The organism is Aeromonas sp. 97A, from assembly GCF_051919185.1.
Lineage (GTDB): Bacteria > Pseudomonadota > Gammaproteobacteria > Enterobacterales > Aeromonadaceae > Aeromonas > Aeromonas veronii.
Map to the genome: position 1 here is coordinate 1,929,888 of NZ_JBQBFF010000001.1, position 18,174 is coordinate 1,948,061.

The 18,174-nt window shown below is 61.6% G+C and carries 8 protein-coding genes and 2 pseudogenes; 4 read left to right on the forward strand and 6 right to left on the reverse strand.

Annotated elements, in window-relative coordinates:
- Window positions 1–6: 6 nt before the first annotated feature.
- The 3 genes and pseudogenes from ACTG27_RS08590 to ACTG27_RS08600 form a co-directional block, all read right to left on the reverse strand.
- Complete coding sequence (locus ACTG27_RS08590; RefSeq protein ID WP_439979498.1) at window positions 7–4,896, reverse strand: alpha-2-macroglobulin family protein; 4,890 nt, start codon at window positions 4,894–4,896, stop codon at window positions 7–9.
- A 166-nt stretch (window positions 4,897–5,062) separates the two neighbouring features.
- A complete protein-coding gene (locus ACTG27_RS08595; RefSeq protein WP_439979499.1) occupies window positions 5,063–5,725 on the reverse strand; it encodes a DedA family protein in 663 nt (220 codons plus the stop codon).
- Window positions 5,726–5,940: 215 nt separating this feature from the next.
- Window positions 5,941–7,627, reverse strand: a pseudogene (locus ACTG27_RS08600) (FAD-dependent oxidoreductase).
- Between the two features lie 135 nt (window positions 7,628–7,762).
- Between ACTG27_RS08600 and ACTG27_RS08605 the strand changes: the two are divergent.
- From ACTG27_RS08605 to ACTG27_RS08615, 3 genes are all read left to right on the forward strand, one after another.
- Complete coding sequence (locus ACTG27_RS08605) at window positions 7,763–10,699, forward strand: sensor domain-containing phosphodiesterase (protein WP_047437415.1); 2,937 nt, start codon at window positions 7,763–7,765, stop codon at window positions 10,697–10,699.
- 65 nt (window positions 10,700–10,764) lie between these two features.
- Window positions 10,765–11,562, forward strand: a complete 798-nt coding sequence (gene pflA / locus ACTG27_RS08610; RefSeq protein WP_005333994.1) for a pyruvate formate lyase 1-activating protein — start codon at window positions 10,765–10,767, stop codon at window positions 11,560–11,562.
- A gap of 87 nt (window positions 11,563–11,649) precedes the next feature.
- Entirely contained in the window at window positions 11,650–12,291 is a 642-nt protein-coding gene (locus ACTG27_RS08615) for an energy-coupling factor ABC transporter permease (RefSeq protein ID WP_043819419.1), read from the forward strand.
- A gap of 84 nt (window positions 12,292–12,375) precedes the next feature.
- Here the strand turns inward: ACTG27_RS08615 and ACTG27_RS08620 are convergent, their stop codons facing one another.
- Together ACTG27_RS08620 and ycfP are read right to left on the reverse strand one after the other, a co-directional pair.
- Window positions 12,376–13,668, reverse strand: a complete 1,293-nt coding sequence (locus tag ACTG27_RS08620; protein WP_005333998.1) for an NAD(P)/FAD-dependent oxidoreductase — start codon at window positions 13,666–13,668, stop codon at window positions 12,376–12,378.
- A 74-nt stretch (window positions 13,669–13,742) separates the two neighbouring features.
- The gene (gene ycfP / locus ACTG27_RS08625) at window positions 13,743–14,282 is read right to left on the reverse strand and encodes an alpha/beta hydrolase YcfP (protein ID WP_005334000.1); all 540 of its coding nucleotides are present in this window, start codon (window positions 14,280–14,282) and stop codon (window positions 13,743–13,745) included.
- A 505-nt stretch (window positions 14,283–14,787) separates the two neighbouring features.
- On the opposite strand from ycfP, the pseudogene ACTG27_RS08630 reads away from it, so the two are divergent.
- Window positions 14,788–16,193, forward strand: a pseudogene (locus ACTG27_RS08630) (nucleobase:cation symporter-2 family protein).
- A 63-nt stretch (window positions 16,194–16,256) separates the two neighbouring features.
- On the opposite strand, the gene ACTG27_RS08635 reads toward ACTG27_RS08630, so the two are convergent.
- Entirely contained in the window at window positions 16,257–18,053 is a 1,797-nt protein-coding gene (locus ACTG27_RS08635) for a M3 family oligoendopeptidase (protein WP_439979500.1), read from the reverse strand.
- Window positions 18,054–18,174: the final 121 nt, after the last annotated feature.

Below are 18,174 nucleotides of genomic sequence, written 5' to 3' on the forward strand. Positions count from 1 at the left end.
GGTTTGTTACTCAGAGATACGCACCTCGTGGATATCCTCACCCACAGCCCGCAGCTCGGGCCGGTACATATCCTCCACCTGGGTCGGTGGCACCTGATAGCGACCCGGCGTCACCGCCCGCATCAGGTAGACCAGCTGCTGGTTGCTCCCCTCGCTCAGATCCAGCGCTGCCGTGTAGCGGTCATCGCGAAACTCCTGATGCTTGAGATAGTCGTTCCACTCACTCTGCCACGCCGGTTTCCCCTCGATGGAGAGCTCTTCGAGCTTGATGCTGTTGCCAAGGGCCGGGTTCTCCAGCTCGAAGCCAGCGGGCACCATCTCCACCAGCAGGGCATCGGGCACGGCCGATTCACTGCTGACATTGAGCCGTACCACCACCAGATCGCCCACCTTCACCTTGGCGGGATCAAACGGCTGACCGTCGCTGTTGAACCAGCTGCGGGTCACACTCATCCCTTTGCTAATCCGTGCTGGCACCTGTTCGGGGTAGCCGACCAGAGTGCGCTGCACATAAAGCGAGCCCTTGCCCTCGTTGGTAACGGCGCTGGCGGCCAGTGCCTCGAGGGTGCCCTGCTGCAGCGAAGCCGAACCGCTCAGGGACCCACTGCCAAGAGAGGAAGTTACCCTGGCCTGCCAGTCGACGGCAGGATCGAAGCGGGCGAGTCGCAACAGGGCGAGCCGCTCTTGGGTGCTGAGCCACTGACGGTGAGCCAGGGTATCAGCCACCTTGGCGCTGAGGGCCGGCCAGCGCTCCGCAGCCAGCTTGTGCTGACGCAGCAAGGAGAGCTCAAGGGCTTCATCGCGCAGCGGTGAGCCGTAATCACCCAGATAGTCATCCCCACGCTCGGTCGCCAATGCCCGGCGGAGGGCCTTGGCGGCGTTCTGCTCATCCCCCATGGCCGAGAGCGCCAGCGAGAGGTGCAAGAGCGGCAAACCGGAGCGAGCGTGATCGGCCTGCTGCTCCCAGATAAGTCGCAGGGTAGCGAGCGGCGCCTTGCCCACCCGGGCCAGCACATAGGCGCTGTAGGCCTGATAGGCCAGCCGGCTGTGCTCGGGGGCACTGCTCCAGCGCTCGCCGTACTGGCTGTCGGTGAGATAGCTTTGCAACCGGTTCAGCGCCTGATTGAGCATCGCCTCCGGCACGGCGTCACCCGCCTCCTTGCGCGCCAGCAGGTAGTCGGCGGCATAGGCGGTGAGCCACTGCTCCTCGTCGGAGCGACCATCCCACAGACCAAAGCCACCGCTTGGCAGTTGCAATCGCTGCAGCCGTTGCAGCAGGGCGCGCTGCACATCCGCCTCACTCGCCGCTTTCTTGCCCTCTGCGGGTTTGCTCCAGGCGGCCCGCTCATCGGCCGTGGTCAGCAAGTAAGGCCAGGCCCGTGACAGGGTCTGCTCCAGACAGGCGTAGGGGTAGTCGGCCAGCGCCTGCCACTGGACTGCCGGATCCCAGGGCGGGGTGCCGGAGAGGCTGAGCAGCCCCTGCAGGTTGGCGCGATCCAGCCCGGCCAGCTCAGCTGGCGCAAAGCTCATCTGCTGGCCGGGGGCCAGCATCTGATAGCGCTGGCGAGTTTCGGCCGGCCAGGGGGAGCGCAGCGGCAGAGTCCAGTCACGGCTGATGGCAAAATCCTTGCCGCTGGCCGCCAACTGCAGGCTTGCCACGCCGCTTGCCCCGGTCACGGTGAGCGGCAGGGTCAACCACTGCTCTTCGCCGTTTTTAAGAGCCAGGGTGCCGGGCAGCTCGCCATTTGCCTTGAGCCCGCCATTGAGGGTCCAGGCAAGGGATAGGGTCTGATCCTCGCCGCTCATGTTGCGCAGCTGCACCAGCGCCCGGGTCTCATCCCCTCTGGCGCCAAAGCGCGGCCAGCCGATCTCGGCCACCAAGGGCGCCACTACCTTGACGGCGCGCTCGGCCTCCCCGACCTGCTGTTCATTCCAGGCCAGCGCCATCAGTGCCAGCTCGCCGTTGAAGTTGGGCAGACCGAGCGGGATCACCGCTTTGCCCTGCTGGTCAAAACTCACCTCGCCGCTCCAGAGCGCAGCTATCTCGACCCGGCTCTCCAGCGCGCCTCCCTTTTTCAGCGGCGCCCGATCGCCCCCATAGTTGAGGCGGGCCAGCTTGCCATCCTGCGGCGGGATCACCTGGCCGTAGTTGTCGAACAAATCTTGAGCGAAGCGCTTGCGACCAAAGAAGATCTCGAACGGGTCGAGCGGCTGGTAGTCGCTGATATTGAGCACGCCCCGATCCACAGCCGCCAGCACCACGCGCCCCTGACTGTTGGGGGTGGAGGTGGCGGTCACTTCCAGCCGGGTGAGCGGCACCGCTTTATCCGGTGCGCTCAGGGTAAGCGGCAGACGACGCGTTTCCCGGTCCAGGGTGAGCGGCACCAGTCCGACCGAGCGCAGGCTCTGCCCCTGCTGCTTGCCAGCCGGTTTGGAGGCGCTGTCTGGCGCGGCGATCTGGGCCGAGATATGCAAGTCATGGCGCTGCCACTCGGGACTGACCGGGATCTCGAACTCGCCGCGGGCATCCTTGGCATCGCCACCGGCCCCCTTGAGTTCAATACGCTGCCACCAGCGCAGACCGTCGCCATCTTCCACCAGCAGCAAGCCCTTGCCGGGGCGCGGGGCCACCAGCGTCACTTTGGCCTTGTCACCCGCCTGATAGGCGCGCTTGTCGAGGGTGATGGCAATCTTGTCAGGCCGTGCCTGCTCGCCACCACCGCCCCAGGCATAACTGCCTATTTCCACCCGCAGGCTCGATTGATGGCCCTGACTGTTCTCCACCTCCAATCGATACCAGCCCGCCGCCAGTTGAAGCGTGAGCGGGGTCGGCCCCTTGCCATCCAGCTGCAGGGTCTGCTCCTGTTCCAGATAGGGCTGGCTGTTGAACTCGTACTTCCACCCCTCCCCATCGGCGTAATGCCAGTAGTAGTCGCGGTACTCGTTGATAAGGCGCACCTTCACCGCCCCCGCCACCGGCTGGCCTTGCTCATCAAGGTTGAGGATCTGGAAGGGGAGCGGCTTACCCCCCTCTACCCGATCCGCCACGAAGTCGGCCTTGAGCGCCGGCCACTGGCTGCCCGCGGGCCAGCCATACTGGGTGCGGCTGCGATTGACGGCGCGGCCACCGGGCTCGGCGAGCGACACCCGATAGGCCACCTCCAGCGGCCCGAGGGCGCGCACCCCATCGAGTTCATCAGCAAGCGAAAAAGTCCCCTGCCCCTGCGCATCGAGGGTGAGATTCAGCGGCTCGAGATCCTTGGCCTGCTCGGCAAGCAGCACGTCACCCAGAGTGAACTCCTGCCACTGGGTAAAAGGCATGGTGGCGCGGCTGATCTTTACCTCCGCCTTGGCCTTGGTGGCGCTCGCCGGTGCACCGTAGAGATAGTCCCCTTGCAGCGGCAGGGTGAGGGAGGCGCCCAGATCCGTCACTTCACCATCCGGCCCCTTGCCAAGCTGCAGTTTGAGCCGCTCCGGCAAAAACTCCTCCACCAAAAAGGGCCACTCGAAACGACTACCAGCGGCGGTCTTGAGGTTAATGGTCCAGCGCCCGAGCGGCGCATCGTCCGGCAGGCGCAGACCGTAGTGGGCGGCGCCAAGGCTATCGGGTAGCAGCCGTTTCTGTTCGAGCAATTGACCGTCCGGCTGCTTCACCTCCAGCTCCACCGCCATGCCGGGAAGCAGCTGGCCATCTTGGCCCTTGAGCAGGATCTCGCTGTCGAGCCGCTCGCCGGGGCGATAGAGGTCGCGCCCGCTAAAGAGATACAACTGCTGGGCCTGCCAGGGCTGGGTGCCGAGATCGAAGGTGGAGAGATCGAGCGCCGCCCCGTCGAGGCGCAGCACCGCCAGATGGCTGCCCTGCTCGGCCAGCAGCAGGCGAGCCCCCTGCACCTGATCGAAGCGGCGATGACCCTGGGGATCGGTGGTTTGCACCTGTAGCCGGTTGCCCTTCTCGTCGAGCAGGGAGAGTTGCACATCCTTGAGCGGATCGGCGCTGGCCAAGGAGCTCACGAACACCTCCAGCTGATCGCGGTAACGGCGGGCACTGAGCCCCATGTCGCTCACAGCGAAGTAGGTGGTCTCCTTGCGCCAGTCGTAGTTGCCAAGGGGCGACATCACCGCAAAGTAGACGCCGGCCTCCGCCAGCTGCGGCTCCTTCACATTGATGAGGCGGGTCTCGCGCCGGTTGGCATCAAGCTCCAGCGCATAGCGGCCGCTGAACACCCGCTTGGCCCGCTTGGTGATCTGCTCGAGCTCCCAGTTGCCCATGCCGGCACCGGGGCGATACTCGGCCAGGAAACGGGGCAGGTATTCGGCATCGACCCGGAAGAAGTCGATATTGACCTCATCCACATTGACCGCGCTGATGGGCAGGCGCAGCTCATCGCGCAGCGGCAATACCATGCCGCTGGCGGTAAAGGAGGCCCCCGCCTCCAGCGGCCGGGTCTTGAGAGTCCAGCTCTGGGAGGATGGGCCTAGCCCCGTCTTGAGACTCACCTCATAGCTCTTGTCGGGCTGGACGTTAGGGAAATAGAGGGTGCGACCATCGTCGGCGAGGATCCACTCCCCCTGCACCTGCTTGCCCCCCTCGCTCACCGAAAGCCAGCTCTGCCAGTTCGCCTTGGGCGCCAATTGGCCGGAGAAGACCAGCGCCAGTGCCGGGGCATCCCGATATTGGCGGGCATTGGCTTGTACCACGGCGCTTGGGGCGCCCGCTTCCTGCTGCGCGGCAGGCTTTGTAGTCGGCCCATTGGCGACAGGCTTGTCGGGGCCGCAACCGGCCAGCAGCAAACCTGCCAACCCGGATAGCAACAGGGCCGACCAGCGGCGACGATTCAGAGGGTGTGCTCCTTGGACAGAGCGACGGGAAACCGGGCGAGCGTGAAAGAGGCGCATAGATTCCATCCTGGCTGGGATCCGCTGCAACAGCAGCGAGGCAGCAAACAGGATAAAGCATCGAGCGCCCCTGACACAAAGAGGATTCTCGCGGCAACAGGCAGAAGCCACCGGGCTGCGACAATGGCCGCCCTTTCAGAGCGGCCGAACACTCAGCAGACCGAAATCAACGGAGGGGGGATTGCTCTCTTTTGGCGCCGCCCTTGAACCAGCGAAAGAGGATGGCCGTGACGGCGATAAGGAAGAGCACCAGAGAGGTAATGAGCAGCATGCGGGTCAGCAGTTCGCTATGGGCAACAAAAAAAGGCACCGTCATCGCCAACTTGCCCACCAGACTCAGACAAAGTGACCAGAGCACGGCGCTGGCGAAACTCGCCACGCACATGCGCAGCACGCTCAGGCGACCTATCCCCATCAGCATGGGGGTCAGCACCCGGACGAACGGAATAAAGCGGGAGGCAAACATAGCCAGAAAACCATACCGGTTCAGCAGCCGGGTCGCTTTGGGCAAACTGTCTGGCGGCAACATCCGCTCGATATGTTCCATAAAGCGGGTGCGCTGCAGCGCCCGTCCCTGCCAGTAGGCGAGCACGGAACCTATGCCAGCAGCCAACGGCAGATAGACAAGAGTCACTTCGGGGCCAAACACCCCCATGCCAACCAACCCACCGGCCAGCAATACCAGGCTGTCCCCCGGCAGGGGCAGGAAGACGAATGCGGACTCCAGCAGCAGTACCAGCATCAGGCAACTGATCAGCAGGGGTACCGCCTGCATCTGAACCAGGGCGTCAAAATCCTGATGCCAAATGGCCATCAGCATATCCAGCATGTCACTCTCCCTACTACACGGTTCATCATGAACGAGGCAGGGGTTATAGCACCCATCCCCTGAACAAAACGTTAATTTTGTCCGGCACAGGAAATAAAGTGTGTCGAAATATTGCAGCAACGAGGGGAATGCAAGAAGGGCGAAAAGCAGAAACAAAAAGCCCCTCATCTTGCACGCACAAGGGAGAGGGGCAAACAGGCACAGAAATAAAACGGTTACTCGGCGGTGGCCATCTGCCAGGTTTTGAAGCCGCCGGAGAGATTCTTCACTTTAAAGCCGTGCTGGCTCAGCAAGCGGCAGGCGACATGGCCGCGCAGCCCGACCTGACAGCTGATCAGCAGCTCTTTCTCTTTGGGCAACTCATGGAGGCGACCACGCAACTCGTCGAGGGGGATATGCAGTGCCCCCGGAATGCGGCCCAGCTTGTCGAGCTCCGGGCCATTGCGCACATCCACCACCAGCTGATGGGGGTTACGAGCCTGCACCTCGGCCACATGGCAGAGCAGGGTGTCCCCCTTCAGGTGGTTGCTCGCCACAAAGCCCGCCATGTTGATCACATCCTTGGCCGAGCCGAACGGCGGCGCATAAGTGAGCTCCAGATCCTGCAGGTCAAACACGGTGAGACCGGCGCGCTGGGCCACCGCCAGCACGTCGATGCGCTTGTCGATGCCATCCTTGCCGATGGCCTGGGCGCCATAAATCTTGCCATCCGGGGCAAACAGCAGCTTGAGGCTGACCGGATGGGCGCCCGGGTAGTAACCGGCGTGGCTGCCCGGATGGACATAAACCTTCTCGAACGGTAACCCCAGCTGTACCAGCCGTTTTTCGTTGAGCCCGGTGCTGGCCACCGCCAGATCGAACAGCTTGCAGATGGCGGTGCCTTGGGTCTTCTTAGGTTTCGCTTCGGCCCAGCATATTGTCGGCGGCGATGCGCCCCTGCCGGTTGGCCGGGCCCGCCAGCGGGATCAGCACAGATTCGCCGGTGACGAAATCTATCTCTTCCACCGCATCCCCCACCGCGTAGATAAAGGGATCCGAGGTACGCATCCCGGCATCGACCTTGATGCCGCCCCGTGGGCTCAGCTCCAGCCCCGCTTTGGCGGCGAGCAGGGTTTCCGGCTTGACGCCGATGGCGAGGATCAAGAGACCGGTATCAAGATGGGAGCCGTCATTGAGGGTCAGGCGCAGGCCACCGCTTTTGGCGGTCGGCACGGCGGAGGTTTTCTCGGCAGGCAGATCCAGACTCTCGATGGCGGTGAGGCCGGTGCGCAGGCGCAGGTCGATCCCCTCTTCCCGGATGCGGGCATGGAGCATGTTGGCCATCTCCTTGTCCACCGGCGCCATCACCTGATCGGCCAGCTCCAGCAGGGTGACATCCAGCTTGCGCTGATGCAGCGCCTCCATCATCTCCAGCCCGATAAAGCCGCCGCCCACCACTGTGACGTGGCGCGGCTGATCGTGATGCAGGGCCGCCAGAATGCGATCCATGTCCGGGATGTTGCGCAGGGTATAGACATGGGGGCTGTCGATACCGGGGAAGGGAGGACGGATCGGCGCCGCCCCCGGACTCAGCAGCAGCACATCGTAATGCTCGCGCTGCTCTTCACCGGTTTGCAGGTTGCGCACCAGCAAGGTCTTGCCTGCCTTGTCGATCTCAATCACATCGTGGAAGACCCGCACATCGACGTTGAAACGGCGCTTGAAACTCTGGGGAGTCTGCAGCAGCAAGGCATCCCGGTCGGGGATATCGCCCCCGATGTGATAGGGCAGACCGCAGTTGGCGAAGCTGACAAACTCGCCCCGCTCGAACATCACGATCTCTGCCTCTTCACTCAAACGACGAGCACGAGCCGCCGCCGATGCGCCCCCCGCGACACCACCGATAATCAGGATCCGTTTCATCTGCAAGACTCCTCATACATGATAATGGGTAATAAATTAGACTTTTCTAATTTAGAATTCAATGAAATTTTGTTTCACACCATTTTGCAGTATTCTTGCAACCCCGACGGTTGCTTAACAGGATGTTGTTTGTTCATGTCGTCTACCGCACTCAGTCATCTTCCTCCTGCCCTCCAGACGCCGCTCTTTTTCCGTCTGGACCTGCGCAGTCAACGGCTGGTCGCCCTGACCGACGTGATGCAAACCCCGCTCTACTGGCTCGACGAACCGCGCGCCCCCTGGCCTGCCCAGCTGCCCGATGCCCTGCGCCTGCCCATCGAACAACTGCTGGCCAACGGCCATGGCGGCAAGATCACCGTGCGCTTTGCCAGCCAGCTCTGGCATATCGCACTCGCTCACGAGCAGGATGGCTTCTGGCTCATCTGTCTGCAGAACCTTCGTCAGGAGCCCATCGCCGATCTGGCATTGCAACTGCCGCGCCTCAGCCAGATGGCGAGCCAGCAACAGTATGCGCCCCTGCTCGAGGCCCTTAAAGAGAGCTTGGGGGCCGATCGGCTCATCCTCTGGCACTATCAGGCCAACGGCGATCTCGGCAGCGAGCAACTCACCCCGGTGTTCACCCTGGGGGTCGAGGCGCTCTACCCCATTCGTGGTGACAGCCGCTATATCCGCGCCCTGCGTACCCGCAAATCGTTGAGTTTCTCGGAGGCGGCCCACCAGCCGATGCTGAGCAATCACCTCTATCTGACCAGTGCCGGTGTGCGCTCACGCCTCGATGGTGCCCTGCTGGAGCAGGACAAGCTGTTCGGGGTGCTGAGTCTGGAGTATCTCGATCCCACCCCGCTTAGCGAGGAGATGTTGCAACTGGTGCGCAGCAGCGCCCAGCTGCTCGGCCACTGGCAACCTCAACCGGAAGAGCACCGCGCCGAGCTGGCCCTCCCGCCCGAGCTGCACCAGCAGACCGGCATCGACTACTGCAAGACGCTGGTAAGCTGGGCCATGAGCGCCAGCGGTGCCCGGGTGGGCTGGATCGGCGAGTTCCAGCCCCGCGGTCAGGATCTCTGGATCATCCCCCGCTGCGTCATCAACGAGGAGATCTGCTCCACCCTCAAGCCCATCCAGCTCGACCCCGGCCCCGCTCAGGAGCTGTTCCAGCATGGTCAGGCCATCTATGTGGAAGATCTGCCCGTGCGCTATCCCAAGGCGACCCGGCTGCTTGCCCTCAATGCCAGCGCCTACATCGGCATTCCGCTCCATGGTCAAAGCGGCGCCCCCATTGGCCAGATCACCCTGCTGCTCGATACCCCCCTTGAGGAGCCCGAACAGCTTCTGGATCTATTGAGCAGCCAGCACGAGCGGGCCGCCATCGAGCTCAAGCGCCTCGCCACCGACGATGCCCTGCGGCTGGCGGAAGTAGCCTTCAATACCCACGATGGGCTGATCGTGATGGATCACAACGGCATCATCCTCAAGGTCAACCACTCCTTCAGCCGGATCACCGGATTTGGCGAGGTAGAGGTGATCGGTCACTCCATTCGCAAGCTGCGTCCCACCTACTACGGGGATCATCTCAAGGAAGATGTCAGCCGCACCGTCAACGAGCAGGAGTTCTGGCTCGGGGAAGAGCGCTGCCTGCACAAGGATGGCCACCTCTTTCCGGTGCGCTTGATGGTGAACGGCGTCAAGGATGAGCAGGGGGAGCTCAGCCACTTCATCTGCAGCTTCTACGACATCACCCAGGAAAAAGAGGCGGCCAGACATATCGAGCAACTCGCCTATTACGACGATCTCTGCGGTCTGCACAACCGCCGCAGCCTCAACCATATTTTGCAGCAGACCCTGAGCGCCACCAACGGCCAGTGGGGCGCCCTGCTGCTGGTGGATCTCGACAACTTCAAGTCGATCAACGACTCCCTCGGTCACGCCTGCGGCGATCTGTTGCTGCAGGCCGTGGTGCAGCGTTTCAGGGAGCTGCCCCAGGACAATCTGGTGCAGGCGCGCATCTCGGGGGACGAGTTTGCCCTGCTCTTTACCCAGCTCGGACAAGGCGAGGTCACCGCCAAAATTCTGGCAGAGCACTTCGCCCGCGAGCTGATGGGGCTGTTTCGCACCCCGTTCGACATCGGCGATCACAAACTGCACTGCAGCGCCTCGGTGGGGATCAGCCTCTTCTCCGGCAACGAGACGGATCATCTGGTCCTGATGCAACAGGCCGACACCGCGACCCACATGGCCAAGCGCGCCGGTCAGGGCCACTACGTCTTCTTTACCGAGGCGATGGCCCAGCATGAGAAGAACCGGCTGACCCTCACCAATGAGCTGCGCGATGCCCTGCGTCACCACGAATTGCAACTCCACTATCAACCGCAATACCGGGTCGACAATGGCTCGCTGTCGGGCATCGAGGCGCTGCTGCGCTGGCAGCGCAGCGACGGCACCATGGTGCCGCCCGGGGAGTTTATCCCCATCGCCGAAGAGACCAGCCTGATCCTCGAAATCGGCTACTGGGTGATGAAGACCGCCTGCGCCCAATACAGCTTCTGGCTCAACCGTGGCCTGCAGATCCCCCATCTATCGGTCAACGTCAGTGCCCGCCAGTTCCACACCCAGGGCTTCGTACAACAGGTGGAGTACATCTTGCGCGATACCGGTGTGCCCCCCTCCCGCCTGCTGCTGGAGGTGACCGAATCGGTAGTATTGGAGAATCGGCAGGAGAGTATCGCCAGAATGCGCCAGCTCAAGGAGCTCGGCATCCTCATCTCCATCGATGACTTCGGTACCGGCTACTCGTCGCTGGCCTATCTGCGGGATCTGCCCGCCGATGAGGTGAAGCTGGACAGAAGCTTCATTCAGACCCTGGTACACAGCGAACAGGACAGAGCCATCGTCAAGGCGATACTCGATCTGGCCCAGGTCTTCCGTTTTACCGTCACCGCCGAAGGGGTGGAAGAGGAGGCGCAGCTGGCCATCCTCAAAGCGCTGGGATGCCAGCATTATCAAGGGTTTCTCACCAGTCGGCCGCTCACAGTCAAGGGGCTGGAGCAGCTGCTTGGCAGCCGGGCACCGGACTAAAGGTGTAGGATCAATAGGGGTTTATGTAATAAAATAACGGCCTGCTCGAATCGTTGGAGTTGTTTATGTCTGTCATTAATCGGATCCCTGCCGTTGAAATCAGCCAGCCAGCCGGAGCTCACGGCACCGTTGGCCGGATCCATTCCGTCGAAACCTGCGGCACTGTCGATGGCCCGGGAATACGCTTTATCGTATTCATGCAAGGCTGCCTGATGCGCTGCAAGTACTGCCACAACCGCGATACCTGGGATACCGAAGGTGGCCGCGAAGTGACCGTACCGGAGTTGATGAGTGACATCACCAGCTATCGCCACTTCATGAATGCCTCCGGCGGTGGCGTGACAGCGTCCGGCGGTGAAGCCATGCTGCAACCGGCTTTCATTACCGAACTCTTTACCGCCTGCAAAGAGAAAGGGATCCACACCTGTCTCGACACCAACGGCTTCGTCCGCCATCTCGACGAACAGGTGGACAAGCTGCTCGACCAGACCGATCTGGTGCTGCTCGACATCAAACAGATCAATGACGAGAAACACATTCCGCTGACTCACGTCAGCAACAGATACACCCTGGAGTTTGCCCGCTATCTGGCAGCCAAAGGCAAGACCATGTGGATCCGCTACGTGGTGGTGCCGACCTGGAGCGACGACGACGAGAGCGCCGAAGGGCTGGGTCAGTTTATCGCCGAGCTGGGCGAGAGCGTGGAGAAGGTGGAGCTGCTCCCCTACCATGAGCTCGGCAAACACAAGTGGGATGTGCTGGGCGACCCGTACGAGCTGAGCGGGATCAAGCCCCCCAGCAAGGAGACCATGGAACGGGTCAAGGGCATCCTCGGCAAGTACCACAACAACGTCAAATATTGATGGTAAAAGCAGGCTGACTCGTCAGCCTGCTCTGCTATGGGCGGTCGGGAAGGCCGCCCGGACTCTACTGCATGAATGGACGACAAGATGAGTGAAGGACAACTCGCCGCCCTCCTGATCTGGCTGGTACTGCTGGCCTTCAGCCTGCGCCGCTCCCTGTGGCAGACCCTCCATGACAACCCCCTCTATCAGCACCTGTTGCTGGGCAGTGCCATCGCGCTGGTGCCGCTCTGGTATCTAAGGGCCGGTCTGCATGAGGGGCTGGAGGTCCATTTTCTCGGGCTCACCTCCCTCACCCTGCTGCTTGGCTGGCGGCTGGCGTTGCTCGCCCCCTGCCTGACCCTGCTGGTGCTCGGTTACTTCGGCGTCACCAATCTGGCCGATTTTGGCTGGCAGGCACTGGTGGGCATCGCCCTGCCGGTAGCCACCAGCTGGCTGCTGTTTCTGGCCAGCTGGGCCTGGCTGCCGCGCCATCTCTTTGTCTATATCTTCGTTGCCGCCTTTCTCGGCGGCGCCATCACCATCTCGGTCAAGGTGGCCGCCAGCGCGTTGCTGATGGGGCTGAGTCACAGCTACCCCTGGCACACCATCACGGCGGATTACCTCTCCATCTGGCCACTGCTGCTATTCCCCGAAGCCCTGCTCAACGGCATGGCGATGACGGTGCTGGCCATCTACCGCCCCCACTGGGTCAATACCTTCTTCGACCGCACTTATCTGGGCAAGTAGCTCTCTCTTTCCTGATCTGCGCCCATAAAAAAGGAGAGGTCATCGCCTCTCCTTTTGGTATTCAACATGTTGCCAAATCCCGGCTTAGTGCAGCTTCAGGGTCGGGCGAAGTACCCGGTTGATGCGACCCACCAGCATGATGAGGCCGGTCTTGACGTAACCGTGCAGGGCGATCTGGTGCATCCGGTAGAGGGAGATGTAAACCAGACGGGCAATGTAGCCCTCCACCATCATGGAGCCGCGCATCAGGTTACCCATCAGGCTGCCCACGGTGGAGAAGCGGCTGAGGGAGACCAGCGAACCGTGGTCGTGGTAGAGGTAGGGCTTCATCTCGCCGCCGTTCATCTTGGCCAGAATGTTCTTGAATGCCTGGCTGGCCATCTGGTGGGCAGACTGGGCGCGCGGCGGCACAAACTTGCCATCCGGCTGCGGGCAGGCTGCGCAGTCACCGATAACGAAGATGTTCTCGTCACGGGTAGTCTGCAGGGTCTCTTTCACCACCAGCTGGTTGATGCGGTTGGTCTCAAGACCAGCGATATCCTTCATGAAATCCGGCGCCTTGATACCGGCCGCCCACACCATCAGGTCAGCTTCAATCAGCTCGCCATCCTTGGTGTGCAGACCGTCGCTGGTCGCTTCGGTGATCATGGTGGCGGTACGCACGTCCACACCCAGCTTGACCAGCTCCTGATGGGCGGCGCCGCTGATGCGCTCCGGCAGAGCCGGCAGAATGCGCGGGCCCGCTTCCACCAGGGTCACCTTCAGGCTGTCGGTGGTGAGGTTCTTGAAGCCGTAGGCGTAGAGCTGCTCGACCGCGTTGTAGAGCTCGGCAGAGAGCTCGACGCCGGTGGCGCCGCCGCCGACGATGGCAATCTTCACCTTGTCGCCCGGCTTATATTCGGTGGCGAACTGCAGGAAGCGGTTCATCATGCTGTTGTGGAAGCGGTGCGCCTGGGAGGGGCTATCGAGGAAAATACAGTTATCCTTGATGCCCTTGGTGTTGAAGTCGTTGGAGACAGAACCGATGGCCATCACCAGATAGTCGTAGGGCAGTTCGCGCTCGTTGACCACGATATCGCCATTGTCGTCGTGGATCGGGGCCAGCACGATGCGTTTATCGTCACGCTTGATGTCGGTCAGGGTGCCGAGCTGGAAGTCGAAACCGTGGTTCTTGGCGTGAGACTGGTAGCTCAGGGCATCGATGCCCGCATCCATGGAGCCGGTGGCTACTTCGTGCAGCAGGGGTTTCCACAGGTGGGTGCGGTTGCGATCGACCAGAGTGATCTTGGCCTTGTTCTTCTTGCCAAGCTTGCGACCCAGACTGGTGGCCAGCTCCAGGCCACCGGCGCCGCCGCCTACAACGACAATATTCATCATGATGATTTTCCTCGGTTCCTCAAAACGAAAGGGAGCCATTGGCTCCCTAAAACGAAATCGGTCGACGTGATGGTTCAGGCTTCTTTGAAGGCCTTCATCCGCTGCAGATGATGCGAGATATTTTTGAACTTATGAGTCTCGCGCTCATCCCACACGATGTCGTAATAGTTCTTCAATTCACGTTCAGTGTCCCGATTATCGCGCACTTCATCCTGAACGGAAAGGATGCACAGGCAGTTTCCTGAATTTTTCTTACGAAATTCAGTTACACACTTGGTACCGATATCGTCATATTCTTCCGGCCGGTCGATCTTGCCCTGCATGTTCTCTTCCGGATGGAGGTTGGGGTTGAAGATCACCTGGCGAATGCCGCACAAAAAGCCGATCCGCTCGCTCCAGTAGCCGCCAAGACCCACGCCGCAGATCAGCGGCTTGGGATCGGTACTCATATCGAGCTGTTTTTTCACTTCCTTGAGCAGATGGCTCATATCATGACGGGGGTGAACCGTGCTGTAGTGCACGAAACGCACATCATCATCAATAAACTGCAACTGCAGCACTTTCTCGTGATTGCCTGGGCTGGTGGCATCAAAGCCATGCAGATAGATGATCATGGATAAGACCTCAGGATCTGTGTCGGTTTTATCGAAACTACCCCAGCGGCGGCCCCGTGCGCCACCAAAACATCCAACTTTCTTGCTTTGGATCACGCCCCCGCCCCCGATTGCGCCCAGCAGCCCGCGAGCGCCGTCACATGCAGAGGGGCGCATTGCGAGCAACCCTCTGGTGCCTGGCTATCAAAGTGAGATCGCCAGACCGATAATGATAAACCCCTTACCAATCTGAGATGCCCTCACCTCCTTCCCCTGCCAGCAGCCGGACACTTATCTGGCCGGTATGTGACTCATCCCGCAAAAACAAGGCGTTATCGCCAAACGTTTTCTCTCGTGAGCGGCGTTGTGCATGTTTTGTGCACTGACCCGTGCTGCACCGGCTCCCTCTCACCACTGCAAAGGGATCTGGCTCCTCTGTCAATACACGAGATCAATGACCGGGAAAGCTGCGGCTTTCACTATCTTGCCTGTAGCAGTTGCGCGGGCTTCAAGGAGTGATCTGTTCATGAACGAGACCAATCCCCCCTCCCCCCGACCGAGTACGCGCAAGCGCCCGGTGGATGAAGTGGAGCGCATGCTCCCCATGGGCCAACTCTTTACCCTGGGCCTGCAACATGTGCTGGTGATGTACGCTGGCGCCGTGGCGGTGCCACTGGTGATTGGCGGCAGTCTGGGGCTGCCCAAGGAGCAGATCTCCTACCTTATCAGTTCGGATCTCTTCTGCTGCGGCATCGTCACCCTGCTGCAATGTGTCGGGATTGGCCGCTTTGCCGGGATCCGGCTGCCGGTCATCATGTCGGTCACCTTTGCCGCCGTGATGCCGATGCTGGCCATCGGAGCCAACCCGGATCTGGGGCTGACGGGCATCTTCGGTGCCACCATCGCCGCCGGTATCATCTCGACCCTGCTGGTGCCGCTGATAGGTAGGCTGATGCCACTCTTCCCCACCGTTGTCACCGGGGTGGTTATCACCTCCATCGGGATCAGCATTATGCAGGTGGGGATCGACTGGATGGCGGGAGGCAAGGGCAATCCGGAATATGGCAGCCTGCGCTATATCGGCACCAGCTTTCTGGTGCTCGTCTTTATCCTGCTGGTGACCCGCTTCACCAAGGGCTTTTTCAGCAATATCTCGGTGCTGCTCGGGATCATCTTCGGTTTCGTGGTGGCCATCGCCATGGGCGAAGTGAGCCTCGATGGCCTCGGCGAGGCAGCCTGGTTTGCCCCCATAGTGCCCTTCGCCTTCGGCTGGCCCACCTTCGATCCCATCTCCATCGCCACCCTGACGGTGATCATGCTCATCACCTTTATCGAATCCATGGGGATGTTTCTGGCCCTTGGCGACATCGTCGGCCATCCGGCCAGGCGCGGTGATATCGTGCGCGGGCTGCGGGTGGATGGCATCGGCACCATTATTGGTGGGATATTCAACAGCTTCCCCCACACCTCCTTCTCCCAGAATATCGGTCTGGTGAGCGTGACCGGAGTATCTAGTCGCTGGGTCTGCGTGATGTCGGGGGGATCCTGCTCGCCTTTGGCCTCATCCCCAAGATGTCGGTGCTGGTCGCCTCCATACCGCCCTTCGTGCTGGGGGGCGCCGGTATCGTCATGTTCGGTATGGTGCTGGCCACCGGTATTCGTATCCTGGCGCGCACCGATTACAACAGCAACCGCCACAACCTCTATATCGTCGCCATCAGTCTCGGAATTGGCATGATCCCGACGGTCTCCGGGAATTTTTTCCAACAACTTCCGGCGCAGCTACAACCGCTTTTTCATAGCGGTATCCTGCTGGCCACCATCAGTTCGGTGCTGCTCAACCTCTTCTTCAACGGCTATCAGCCGGATCTGAGTCACCAGACCCGTCCTCTGTTCGTTGGTCCCATCAAACCGCAGCAAGAGCAGGCATAACAAACAGGCCCCCGGACTGCGAGACTGTCCGGGGGCCTGTTGTTAATATCACCGCTGACCCAATCAGGCAGGCAACTGCGCGAAGCGCTCTACTGCCTGCGCTACTTGTGCCAGACTCCCCTGCCAGAAGGCGGCCTCACGGATATCCTGCCCCAGATGCTTGGCTACCAGATCTTCGGCGCTCATCCGGCCGGTATCGCGCAACAAGGCGCGATACGCCTCGGCCACGCCCTCTTCCCCCGCCGCCTTGCGGCTCATCAACTGCTGATAGACCCCGAGGCTGAACAGATAACCGAATAGATAGGGGTAGTTGTAAAAGCCCAGCCCCGCGATGGAGAAGTGCGCCTTGGCCGCCCAGAACATGGGGTGATAGCGGGTCAGGCTCCCCTCATACCAGCGTCCCCACGCCTCGTCGGTCAACGCCTTGAGCCGCGCTGCCGACACATAACCCTGCGCCCGCTCGGCCACCAAGGCCTGCTCGAAATCGAAGCGAGCCGGGATATTGACCAGGAAGGTAGCTGCGCCATCGGCCTCGGCCCAGGCGATCGCCAACTGCTCTTCCGGGCTTTGCGCCTGCTCGAACAGGGCGCTGCGCACTAGGGTTTCGGCGAAGATGGAGGCGGTCTCCGCCAGCGTCATGGGGTAGCTGCGTTGACTCATCGGCAGATCGCGGATCACCCAGTTGTGCCAGGCGTGGCCCAGCTCATGGGCCAGAGTGATGACATTGTCCATGGTGCCGGCATAGGTGACGAAGACCCGCGGTTCGACCGGTTCGGCAAACTTGGTGCAGTAGGCGCCGGTGCGGCGATTTGGCGTGGGCGCCGCATCAATCCACCCCTTCTCGGCCATCATGCGGGCAAATGCCCCCATCTCGGGATCGAATCGGCTAAAGGCATCGGCAATCAACTCGATCGCCTCATCAAAAGGAATGTCACGGCTGCTGGAAGCTGGCGGCGGTGCAAAGAGATCCTCCGGCCCCAGATCGTCGAGACCAAGGCGCTCGGCCATCAGCCCCAGGGCGCGCTGACCCAACCCACGGGCTCGCCAGGTTTCGCTCATCAGGGCATCGAGGGTGGCTCGCTCGATATGACTCTGGTGGCAGGAGAGATCCAGCGCATCGAGCACACGGGTTTTACCGCGCTGACGGGCCAGTTCCAGCCGCCAGCCGTTGAGGGCATTGAGGATAGCGGCAACCGTCTCCTGCTCACCTTCCCAAGCGGCGCTGATGGCATCGAACGCCTCAAGGCGCAATGCCCGCACCGGGCTGGAGAGCAGATTGCTCGCCTCGGCCAGCCCCATCTCGCGGCCATCAATGGTCAAGCGGATCTTGCCCACCAGATCGTTGTAGAGGTTGCCCCAGGCGTGCAGGCCATCGGTGCCCAGACCGATCACCAGTTGCTCCGCCGCCACCGGCAGGCGCTGATCCTGCAAACGACGCTCGTGGCGCAGGCGGTACGCCTCCTCACCGAGCAGCGGATCACTCATCAGCGCGGCAAATTCATCTTCCGGCAGCGCCAGCATCAGATCTTCCACCGGCGCCAGGGTCTTGAACAGATCGGCGTTGAGGGCGCGGGCACGGGACGCCAGCTGTTTGGCCTGCGGATCCCGCGCATCCTGACTGCCGCGGCACGCGGCCAGAATGGCGACGTTCCAGCCGATATGGCGAATATCACGGGCGCGCAGCCGCACTTCCCGCAAGAAATCCAGCAGCGCAGCGTCAGCGTCGCGCACCCCGTCCAGACCCGCCATATAGCTGGCCAGCTCTTCCAGCGCGTGGCGGGCGGCGCGCATGTCCGCTTCCAGCTCGGTGCTGTCGAGGCCCGGGTAGATATGGTCGTTATTCCACTGCTGTTGATACATAGCTTCTCGCAAAGGCCTTTATCGGGAGGCGCAACAGACCTGCGGGCAGCAAGCCAGAGACCGAGCGTCCCGCTGGCCAAAAAATGAAGAGAGGAAAAAAGAGACAATGGCCCGCAAGCTC

What these genes read in the sequence shown, in the direction of transcription:
- ACTG27_RS08590 (WP_439979498.1), bottom strand. Translation starts at nt 4,896, where the DNA reads ATGCGCCTCTTTCACGCTCGCCCGGTTTCCCGTCGCTCTGTCCAAGGA.
- ACTG27_RS08595 (WP_439979499.1), bottom strand. Translation starts at nt 5,725, where the DNA reads ATGCTGGATATGCTGATGGCCATTTGGCATCAGGATTTTGACGCCCTG.
- ACTG27_RS08605 (WP_047437415.1), top strand. Translation starts at nt 7,763, where the DNA reads ATGTCGTCTACCGCACTCAGTCATCTTCCTCCTGCCCTCCAGACGCCG.
- pflA (WP_005333994.1), top strand. Translation starts at nt 10,765, where the DNA reads ATGTCTGTCATTAATCGGATCCCTGCCGTTGAAATCAGCCAGCCAGCC.
- ACTG27_RS08615 (WP_043819419.1), top strand. Translation starts at nt 11,650, where the DNA reads ATGAGTGAAGGACAACTCGCCGCCCTCCTGATCTGGCTGGTACTGCTG.
- ACTG27_RS08620 (WP_005333998.1), bottom strand. Translation starts at nt 13,668, where the DNA reads ATGATGAATATTGTCGTTGTAGGCGGCGGCGCCGGTGGCCTGGAGCTG.
- ycfP (WP_005334000.1), bottom strand. Translation starts at nt 14,282, where the DNA reads ATGATCATCTATCTGCATGGCTTTGATGCCACCAGCCCAGGCAATCAC.
- ACTG27_RS08635 (WP_439979500.1), bottom strand. Translation starts at nt 18,053, where the DNA reads ATGTATCAACAGCAGTGGAATAACGACCATATCTACCCGGGCCTCGAC.